10 protein-coding genes and 1 pseudogene are annotated in these 9,636 nt (G+C 56.7%); 1 reads left to right on the top strand and 10 read right to left on the bottom strand.

The window, feature by feature from the left end; translation table 11 throughout:
- Window positions 1-451, top strand: a pseudogene (locus A5774_RS11440) (amidohydrolase); the annotation flags it as partial.
- Window positions 452-491: 40 nt separating this feature from the next.
- Here A5774_RS11440 and pyk read toward each other — a convergent pair.
- From pyk to A5774_RS02190, 10 genes are all read right to left on the bottom strand, one after another.
- Window positions 492-1,922 carry a pyruvate kinase gene (pyk, locus tag A5774_RS02235; protein WP_064833186.1) on the bottom strand — a complete coding sequence of 477 codons (1,431 nt, stop codon included), beginning with the start codon at window positions 1,920-1,922 and terminating at the stop codon, window positions 492-494.
- A gap of 30 nt (window positions 1,923-1,952) precedes the next feature.
- Window positions 1,953-2,852 carry a prolipoprotein diacylglyceryl transferase gene (gene lgt, locus A5774_RS02230; protein WP_064833185.1) on the bottom strand — a complete coding sequence of 300 codons (900 nt, stop codon included), beginning with the start codon at window positions 2,850-2,852 and terminating at the stop codon, window positions 1,953-1,955.
- 114 nt (window positions 2,853-2,966) lie between these two features.
- The gene (locus A5774_RS02225) at window positions 2,967-3,845 is read right to left on the bottom strand and encodes an indole-3-glycerol-phosphate synthase (protein ID WP_064833184.1); all 879 of its coding nucleotides are present in this window, start codon (window positions 3,843-3,845) and stop codon (window positions 2,967-2,969) included.
- 159 nt (window positions 3,846-4,004) lie between these two features.
- Window positions 4,005-4,676, bottom strand: coding sequence for a TIGR02234 family membrane protein (locus A5774_RS02220; RefSeq protein WP_064833183.1), 672 nt, complete (start codon window positions 4,674-4,676; stop codon window positions 4,005-4,007).
- Window positions 4,677-4,680: 4 nt separating this feature from the next.
- Window positions 4,681-5,046, bottom strand: a complete 366-nt coding sequence (hisI, locus tag A5774_RS02215) for a phosphoribosyl-AMP cyclohydrolase (protein WP_027018261.1) — start codon at window positions 5,044-5,046, stop codon at window positions 4,681-4,683.
- The gene (hisF, locus tag A5774_RS02210; protein WP_064833182.1) at window positions 5,046-5,822 is read right to left on the bottom strand and encodes an imidazole glycerol phosphate synthase subunit HisF; all 777 of its coding nucleotides are present in this window, start codon (window positions 5,820-5,822) and stop codon (window positions 5,046-5,048) included. The genes hisI and hisF overlap by 1 nt, the downstream gene beginning before the upstream one ends.
- 104 nt (window positions 5,823-5,926) lie before the next feature.
- Complete coding sequence (locus tag A5774_RS02205; protein ID WP_082936061.1) at window positions 5,927-6,748, bottom strand: inositol monophosphatase family protein; 822 nt, start codon at window positions 6,746-6,748, stop codon at window positions 5,927-5,929.
- A gap of 12 nt (window positions 6,749-6,760) precedes the next feature.
- Window positions 6,761-7,522 carry a bifunctional 1-(5-phosphoribosyl)-5-((5-phosphoribosylamino)methylideneamino)imidazole-4-carboxamide isomerase/phosphoribosylanthranilate isomerase PriA gene (priA, locus tag A5774_RS02200; RefSeq protein WP_021352408.1) on the bottom strand — a complete coding sequence of 254 codons (762 nt, stop codon included), beginning with the start codon at window positions 7,520-7,522 and terminating at the stop codon, window positions 6,761-6,763.
- Window positions 7,523-7,563: 41 nt separating this feature from the next.
- Window positions 7,564-8,196, bottom strand: coding sequence for an imidazole glycerol phosphate synthase subunit HisH (hisH, locus tag A5774_RS02195; protein ID WP_021352409.1), 633 nt, complete (start codon window positions 8,194-8,196; stop codon window positions 7,564-7,566).
- Between the two features lie 15 nt (window positions 8,197-8,211).
- A complete protein-coding gene (locus A5774_RS02190; RefSeq protein ID WP_064833181.1) occupies window positions 8,212-9,594 on the bottom strand; it encodes an MFS transporter in 1,383 nt (460 codons plus the stop codon).
- Window positions 9,595-9,636 lie beyond the last annotated feature (42 nt).

Below are 9,636 nucleotides of genomic sequence, written 5' to 3'. Positions count from 1 at the left end.
CAACACCCGCTATTACGACGAGGAATTAGCAGAACGCGTATACGCTGCGCTTAAGCGCGTGGTGCAAGCAGAAGTCGATGCTTCTGGTTCCACAAACGAACCGGAGTTTCATTTCTATGCCCACGGCGAGGTGGTAGATAACAACGACGCAGTTTTTAACCGTGTGCGTGCAACTTTTGATGCGACTTTTGGTGAACAGAGCGTAACAGCGCAGCGTTCCACGGTCTCGGAAGATTTCACCTATTTGCCCAAGGCATGGAACGTGCCTTACTTGTTCTGGTTCGTGGGTTCGACGCCACGCCAGCTGTGGGATGAGGCCTCCGCCCGCGGCACCATAGACACAGATGTACCAGTCAATCACCAGGCCAACTTTGTGCCCGAATATAAACCAACAGTGCACGCAACCACCCTTGCGGGTGCCGGTGCACTGCTGAGTTTCGTAGCGGCTTAGAGCAATTGCCCTGATTATTGCGCGCTCATGTTTTTGCCGTTTAGTTCTGTGGCGTAATGCGCACGTCTTCGCCGATCGCGTGGACGTGCACCATGTTGGTATTGCCTTCAACCCCAGGTGGAGTGCCAGCAACCAGCACGATTACGTCGTCGCGGTGATAACCATCGACCTTAACCAACTGGCGGTCCAGCACGTGCAGCATTTCGTCGGTCGAAGCGACCTCCGGACACGAGAATGTCTCCACGCCCCATGTCAGTGCTAATTGTGAGCGCACTGACTCGTGCGGGGTGAATACCAACAGTGGCAGCTGGGATCGCAGACGCGACAAACGCTTGGCCGTATCGCCCGAGGTAGTAAACGCCACGAGAGCCTTGGAGTTCAAACGCTCGGCGATGTCGCGGGCAGAGTACGCAATCACACCGCGTTTGGTGCGTGGGATATGCCCCAAATCAGGCAGCTCACCAATGGTTTCGGCTTCCAGCACAATACGCGCCATAGTACGGACCACGTTGTGCGGATCTACGCCCACAGAGGTTTCTCCCGACAGCATCACCGCATCAGCACCGTCGAGCACCGCATTGGCCACGTCGGAGGCTTCTGCTCGGGTTGGGCGTGAATTCTCGATCATCGAATCCAACATCTGGGTAGCCACGATCACCGGTTTCGCATTCTCGCGAGCGATCTGAATCGCGCGCTTCTGCACCAGTGGAACCTGTTCCAAAGGAACTTCTACACCCAAATCGCCACGGGCAACCATAACCGCATCGAAAGCCAAGATGATGGACTCCAAAGCGTCGACAGCCTCAGGCTTCTCCAACTTCGCAATCACTGGTACGCGGCGGCCTTCTTCATCCATGATCGCGTGAACCAAGTCCACATCCGATGGTGAGCGCACAAACGATAACGCAATAAAGTCCACGCCTAGGCGTAGCGCGAAGCGTAAGTCTTCGATATCCTTTTCCGACAGCGCCGGCACGGAAATATTCATTCCGGGCAAGGAAACACCCTTGTTATTGGATACCGGGCCGCCCTCAGTCACACGACAGACCACATCGGTGCCGTCGACTTCAACGCATTCTACGGCGACTTTGCCGTCATCAATCAATAGTCGATCGCCCGGGCGGGCGTCGTCGGCAAGATTTTTATAAGTGGTCGACACCCGATCATGGGTGCCTTCCACATCATCGACGGTGATACGCACCGTTTCGCCGGTTGCCCAATAGGTTTCATTCTCAGTAAACCGGCCCAAGCGAATCTTCGGGCCTTGCAGATCAGCCAACACACCAACAGCCTTGCCACTTTTCGCGGCGGCCTGGCGCACCCATTCATAATTGCGCTGGTGATCTTCGTGTTCACCATGCGAAAAGTTCAGGCGAGCAACGTTCATCCCGTCAGCAACCAAGCCCGAAATGGCTTCCTGGCTGGCGACGGCTGGTCCAAGTGTGCATACAATCTTTGTTCGTCTGTCCACGTCGCCTAAGTTTACCCGCTTAGCGCACCGCTAGTCAGAGTTTTTCGGTTTCGCAGGAGCCGCCGGATCCACCAAGCCCTCCTGAACTTGGCGCCGAAAGCGCTTGCCCAGGACATCCAAGGCAACGATCGCAAGAACACAAGCGACCACAGAAACCACCGCGTTCACACGCACTGCATCGAATAGCAACGTGGCTTCGTCGGAACGCATCAGCTCAATCCAGAACCGACCTGCGGTATAACCCGCCACATACAACGCGAAGACTTGCCCGCCGCCCAAACGGAAGCGCTTGTGCGCCCACAACAAAAAGACAAAGATCGCAACGTTCCACAACAACTCATAGAGGAAGGTCGGGTGCACCGTCGCGATGACCTCACCCGTGGATGTTCCCGCAACCGGAGCATAATTGCCGTTTTCATCCACGCGCTGGTAAATCTCCAACGCCCACGGAACATCAGTAGCTCGACCGTACAACTCCTGGTTAAACCAGTTACCCAAACGCCCAATGCCCTGCGCCAGCACGATGGCCGGAGCCGCAGCATCGGCGAATGGGGCCAGGCGAATTCCACGAATTTTAAACATCACCGCCACCGCAATAGTGCCCAATGCAATCGCACCCCAAATACCCAAACCACCATTAGTGATCCGCAAAGCATCCACCGGGTCACAATCCGCACAAAAATACTTGTGGTGATCCGTAATCACGTGATAAGCACGGCCGCCAATCACCCCAGCAGGAATCGCCAGAATCGCCGCGTCCCACACCACGTTGGAGTCGCCACCAACCCGCACATAGCGAGCCTGCGTGATATACAGCGCGACGATAATGCCTGCAATGATGCACAAGGCATAAGCACGCAAAGGCAGTGGCCCCAGCTGCCACACCCCCTGCGGCGGAGACGGAATATTCGCCAAAAAATCTGTAACCATGACTTAGGATTCTGCCATAAGCCCCCAAAGCATAATCCAGCGTGCTAAGTCAGGCCGATACTAGGGATAGGTAGGCGGGGTGCTACCGCAGATAGCAATGGCAAAATGAGGCGCTCAACTACGCCATACAGGGCATGCTGGGTGCAGGCCGGCTGCCACCAGATCACGGGCTAGCACCGCCGGGCGCGGCGCAGCCATGAGAGCTTCCCCCACCAACACCGCGTCCGCTCCCCACCCGGCGTAGCGCCAAACTTCGCGGGCACTCATTACCCCGCCCAAGCCAATACGCACCACATCGCTGGGCAAGTGAGGCACGATAGCGGAAAATCGATGCGGATTTAAGTTCCGCGAATGCAAGCCACGGGCATTAATACCGACGACTTTTACCCCAGCCGCAACCGCGCGTTGGGCTTGTTCCGGGCTACGCACTTCTGCCAATGCCGTCATCCCCAGGCTTTCAATGCGATCAACTAATGCCACCAGACGTGCTTGCGCTAATAGCTCTACCTGCAACGGAACCATATCGGCACCAAAAAAGCGGGCTTCATGCACTTGGTAGGGGTCCACTATGATGTCCCGACACAGCATAGGGACGGAACTAGCTGCCCGGGCAGTAGCCATATCTTCCAGGGATCCCCGAAATCGCAGTTGCTCTGTCTGGCAGGCGACCGCCGCCACCCCGGCTTGCGCGAACCCTTGCGCCAAGCCGGCGACGTCGGCAAGCGAAGACACAGCATCGAAATCAAGCAAACGCGGCGCATCTGCGCGAACTACACAATCATTGCCACCGTGCATATGCGGCACAGGATTGGCACGTTTAATTTCCGCAATGATGCTACAACCAGGGCGAAGCAACTCTGATACTACCGGGCGCGGGCTGGGCACAGACCGCGAAAGCGCTTTGATATCCGCAAACGATACGCGGGCTTCACGGGCGGCGACGTCGGCAAGTATTTCAGCCACGATGGCATCAGCTGCCAGCACGGTTGTCACCAGCTACCACCCCTTCGTGTACGCGCACCATCATGCGCAGCATCATGCTTTGAGTATTCCACATCACCACAAAGAACACCACTGCAAAGCACATTAAGGCCAGCCTAGCGTCACCCAGGTGGGAGCTGTACGGCGGCTGGTAGCTTTCCAAAACAGCAATCAGCGGTCGTCTGGCCTACGATTATCAGAAGACGTCTCGCCGCTTGGGCGCTCGCTCGGATCGATATCGGCATCCAGCGCATCCCACAACACGCGTCCAGAATCTGGACTTTCTGCCAACTCGCGCTCAAGCTTTTCCTCACGCGCAGCTTTCCGCTCATATTTGTTCACCGCAGCCGGATCTACTCCCGGCCGCATAGCCAAAAGCACCGAGGCAAACAACGCCACAGCGCAGGCCAGCAAGCTCAACACCGGGCCAACAACATTTGGCTCCGCTGCCACCACGTGGGCCCATTCGCTAATGCCTTCCGCATTCACCGCGGTTTCATTCGTGGCGGCCGCGCGCAGCACATTGCGAGCATGCTCCGGATCCGGGGTTCCCGCCAGCATCGTCAAGCCAGACCAACTAGCACCAATGGCAGCCAGAGCAGAAATAACACCGACCACACGACGCCCCAAGCGCCGCAACGCCAAGCCAGCAACACACCCAGCCAACATAACCAAAGCAAGCGCGGTGGTTTCCATGGACCACTGCCCGCCACTAATCGCAATTGCGCGATCCCCCGCCAAATCATCGGCGGTGTCAGCAACCACCCAATCCATCCGGGACGCTCCCCACAGACCAGCAGCGCCCAAACCCAATAACAGCGCAGAAACCCGATGCGAAAACATTATTTTAGGCTAGCAAAACGTCAGCATCGAAACATGTGCGATCACCCGTGTGGCAAGCCCCACCACTTTGCCGAACGCGCAACAGCACCGTGTCGCCATCACAATCCAGCGCCACCGACTCCACCTGCTGGGTATTGCCGGAAGTCAAACCTTTAATCCAGTATTCCTGGCGAGAGCGCGAGTAATAGGTGCCACGGCGTGTCGCCAGCGTGTATGCCAACGCATGAGTATCCATCCACGCCAGCATGAGCACTTCCCCGGTATCGGCTGCCTGCACCACCACCGGAAGCAAACCGGCAGCATTGAGCTTAAGCCGCTTACCGACGTCCGGATCCAACTCATAATCAGCAGGGTTATCTTGTGTACTCATCATCGCACCGTCAATCCCGCAGTCACCATGGTGGCTTTAACCTGATCGATAGTGACCTCCCCGAAGTGGAAAATCGACGCCGCGAGCACCGCATCGGCACCAGCCGCGATCGCTGGTGGGAAATGTTCGGCGGCCCCGGCCCCGCCCGAAGCGATTACCGGTAAATTCGTGTGCTTCCGCACCGCGGTGATCAACTCGAGATCAAAACCAGCTTTCGTACCATCGCCGTCCATGGAATTCAGCAAAATCTCGCCGACCCCAAGTTCTTGGCCCGTGCGCACCCATTCAACGGCATCGAGGCCTGCGGATTTCGAACCACCATGGGTGGTGACTTCAAAACCCGAAGGCATATCAGCTACTGGATTTCCAGCTACCCTACGCGCATCCACCGAAAGCACAATGCACTGCGAACCAAAACGACGCGACAACTCGCGGAGCAACTCTGGACGATGAATAGCCGCGGTGTTGATCGAGACTTTATCTGCACCGGCACGCAATAATTCATCCACGTCCGCAGCGCTACGCACCCCACCGCCCACGGTCAAAGGAATAAACACTTGCTCAGCAGTTGCACGCACAACTTCCAACATGGTGCCGCGCCCCTGCTGAGAAGCAGAAACATCCAAGAAGGTCAGCTCGTCTGCCCCCTCAGCCTCATAGCGACGAGAGAGTTCCACGGGGTCACCGGCATCACGCAGGCCGGTAAAATTTACGCCTTTGACCACACGGCCATCTTTTACATCCAAGCACGGAATCACCCGCGTTGCCAGGCTCATGAGCACTGCCCCTTTTCTAGTATTTCCAACCGAGTTTTCTGACCGTTATTTCCGACCGGTGTTTATGACCGTATTTACCGTATTTCAAGACCTGAGCTGAGCCGCTAGTTCTCTCGCACCAAACGGTGCAAGCGATGATGAATATCAGCACTGCCGGCAATGATGCCATGCGAACGCGTCGTCCACGGCCGGCCTTCCAAGTCAGTGACCACCAACCCGGCCTCAGCGTTCAACAACGCCCCCGCAGCATTATCCCAGGGGAACGGTGAAAAATTCATAATGCCATCAAAAATTCCTTCAGCAGCAAAAGCCAAATCGAGGCCCACCGAACCAGTAATACGGGTGGATAGGCCCTGCGAAACAATATCTTCCAGCATTTGTGCACGACGGTGTGCGGAAACCTGATCCACCGCAGCCGAACCCACGTTGGACGCCCCAATGTGCCCGTGCGGTCGATGACGCACAAAATGCTCTCCGTTTCGCAACACTCCCCCACCGGCTACTGCGCTAATGCGCTTGTGCAGCAACGGCAATGCAATCATGCCGACCACCGGCCGGTAATTCGCCACCAAGGCAACATTAATCGCACACATCGGATTGCCCGCCGCGAAGTTCGCGGTGCCATCGATCGGATCAATTACCCACGCAGGTTCTGCGCCAATCTCCCCGCCGCGCTCCTCACCACAGACCGTAGCGCCAGCGATGCCCTGCAATGTGTCGCGCAGATATTCTTCAATACTGAAATCGACAGTGGTCACCGGCGATCCCCCGGACTTCCTGCGAGCGGGCGCAGTGCCGAAGCCAGCACGAAACATCTCCTCGGCCTTGCCTAGGAGTTCTTCCAACTGTGCTAGGTACTGCAGCGATTCTTGCGTACTCGTCTCATATGCTCTCGACTCACGTGCAGTGCTCTCGGATGCATCCATTAAAACCCGATCTTAGCCACGTGTGGTCTTGCTTACTAGTCCATCCACCAATTCGAGTGCCGCTGACAAACTAAAACGGTCCTCATACAACGCTTTGCCAATAATCACGGAATCGATTCCTTCATTGGCATGCTTGGCGACGGCGGCCACATCGTCCAAGCTAGAAATCCCACCCGAAGCCGTAATATTTGCTTCAGTAGCTGCACTAACTTCCCGCAACAGATCGATATTGGGGCCGGTCAGCGTGCCGTCTTTCGACACATCGGTGACAACGAAGCGCCGGCAGCCAGCCGCGTCTAGACGTTCCAGCACCTCCCACAGGTCCCCGCCGTCGGTTTCCCAACCGCGACCGCGAGTACGCCATTCGCCCGATTCATCGCGCAACACCGCAAGGTCCACCGCGACGACATCGGCATGTTCGGCCAAAACTCGCTCGATCCATGCCGGTTTCTCCAGCGCGGCAGTACCAATATTCACGCGACGCGCACCGGTAGCTAGAGCTCGCTGCAAAGATGCATCATCACGAATACCACCAGTTAGCTCAATGTTGACCCCCACCTCGGCCACAATCTGTGCCAACAGCTCGTGGTTGGAACCGCGCCCGAAGGCCGCATCCAAATCAACACAGTGGATCCACTGTGCACCCTGCTGTTGCCATCGGCGAGCGGCAGCAATCGGATCACCATATGATTTTTCTGTGCCAGCAGCGCCTTGATCCAAGCGAACAGCTTGGCCATCGACAACATCAACAGCGGGGAGAAGACTAAAATTCATGACAGCTTCTTTCTTGTTCCTTTAGCACGGTGTGCAGCCTGTTATAGCGTGTTAATCCAGTTCCGCAGCAACTGCGAACCAGCCGCACCAGATTTTTCTGGATGGAATTGTGTCGCCCACAACGCACCGTTGTCGACTGCAGCCACAAAACGATCGCCATCATGCTCGGACCAAGCAACGCGCGGCGGGGCTGCAAAATCAGTGCCATCTAGTTGCCAGGTGCGCACCCCATAAGAGTGCACGAAATAGAAGCGTTCGTCGTCGGAAAGCTCAGCAAACATGGGCGAATCAGGCTGCTGCACGGTATTCCACCCCATGTGCGGCAATACCCGCGCCTGCAATCGTTCAACAGTGCCCGGCCATTCACCGCAACCATCGGCGGCTTCGTCATGTTCCACACCGTGTTCAAACAACACCTGCATGCCCACGCAAATCCCCAACACCGGACGCTCACCGGCTAGGCGCTGGCCGATGATCCGGGGGCCGTGCACCTCACGCAGCCCACGCATGCACGCAGCAAACGCGCCCACCCCCGGCACGAGTAGGCCATCTGCGTTCAGACAAATTTGCGGATCTTTGGTAATTTCTACGTCCGCACCAACGTGCTCAAGGGCGCGGTAAGCACTACGGATATTTCCGGAACCATAATCAAGCAGGGCAACAGTCGGACTCATGCCTGACAGTTTAGGCTATGACTTCTTACCAAACCGCAAACGGGAAGCACCCCTGCGGGAGACGCGCCACGCACGACCCGCCGTGCGAGCTCCCGGCACCTGCCGCAAACGCCCACGGATATGGTGATATTCGGTGGTCCGATGCTTACCGATGAAAGCATCCAGGCTGGTCAGAATAATTAATAAGAAAACGATTCCCGCAGCGGCAAGGTAAGTTCCGGCATAACCATAACCTGCAACCAGAGCACCGAGAGCCAAAGAGCCTAGCCCAGTGCCAGCGTCATAAAAAATATTCCAGACGGCCGAAGCCTCGGAGAATTTGTGTCGCGGTAGGCGATCAAACATAGACAGCAACGCGTCGTTTTGCATAGCACCGAAGGCGGCACCGAAAAGCAGTGCGGCCAAAACCAGCCACCAGATCGACCAGCCGGCATAAGTCGCAATGGCCATCAACAACATGCTGAACAATCCAAGAATCTGCATGGGGATCATCAACATGCCCGGCTTTCCGGTGCGGTCGGCAACCGTACCGGAAACCAAACGGAAGATGAAGGTCATCGCCCCGATTAACGAGAGCATGAAACCGGCCAGTACAGCACCAGTAGCCGGGTCCGCTTCACGAACCGAAGCTGGCAAGAACGACGACACCACACCATAGCTCATCGAAATACTAGTCATCGCCAGCGCAGGCACAAGCACTAATTTCCACATAGATACGTGCACAACACCGGTGTTGTCTTCATCCGCGGTGGCTGGGAATAGCTTCGGCAACCGAACAATCATGGCAACCGCAATCAAAGCGGTGATCGCTGCCAGGTAATACACCGTGTGATAACCCCAGGCGTCGCCCATCATCAAGCCCACAGGCATGAACACCATTTGCGCACCACCAACGAATACGCCCAAAATTCCAGTGGCTTTACCCAACAGGCGAATAGGCACTAATTCTGCGATCAAGGCGGACTGCGCAACGGTCAAGGCACCGAATCCGGTACCGCGCAAAGCAGAAAACAGCAGCACCACCCACGGTTCCATCCCTAACAAATGCCCCAGTGCGGGTACTCCCAGCATGAAGGCAGCAACCATCATCACCGGGTTATAGCCAAACTTGCGCACCAACTGCGGGGTAAAGATCTGGATAGCGACGGTCGCAGCCATGAACGAACCGGTAGCACCACCGGCAAGAGTGGCAGAACCTCCCGAATCAAGCACTGCCAGGGGCAACACGGGTAGCAGCAAAGAAAACGCGCCGAAAGCAGCGCCGATCGCCACCATTGTGGAGCTAAAACCAGGAACTTTCCAGATCGAGCCCGCCGGCGACTGGACTACCCGCGGTTGCTCATCACCAGTAGTCTGCTCACGCTGGTCGTTGTTGTCACCACCATGCTGCTGACTCATCGTCGGCATCGCCTCCTCGCTTTACGCAGTGCTGTCGCTCAC

It is taken from the genome of Corynebacterium sp. EPI-003-04-2554_SCH2473622 (assembly GCF_001665955.1).
GTDB lineage: Bacteria > Actinomycetota > Actinomycetes > Mycobacteriales > Mycobacteriaceae > Corynebacterium > Corynebacterium pseudodiphtheriticum.
This window is presented reverse-complemented; position numbering and strand designations above follow the sequence as displayed.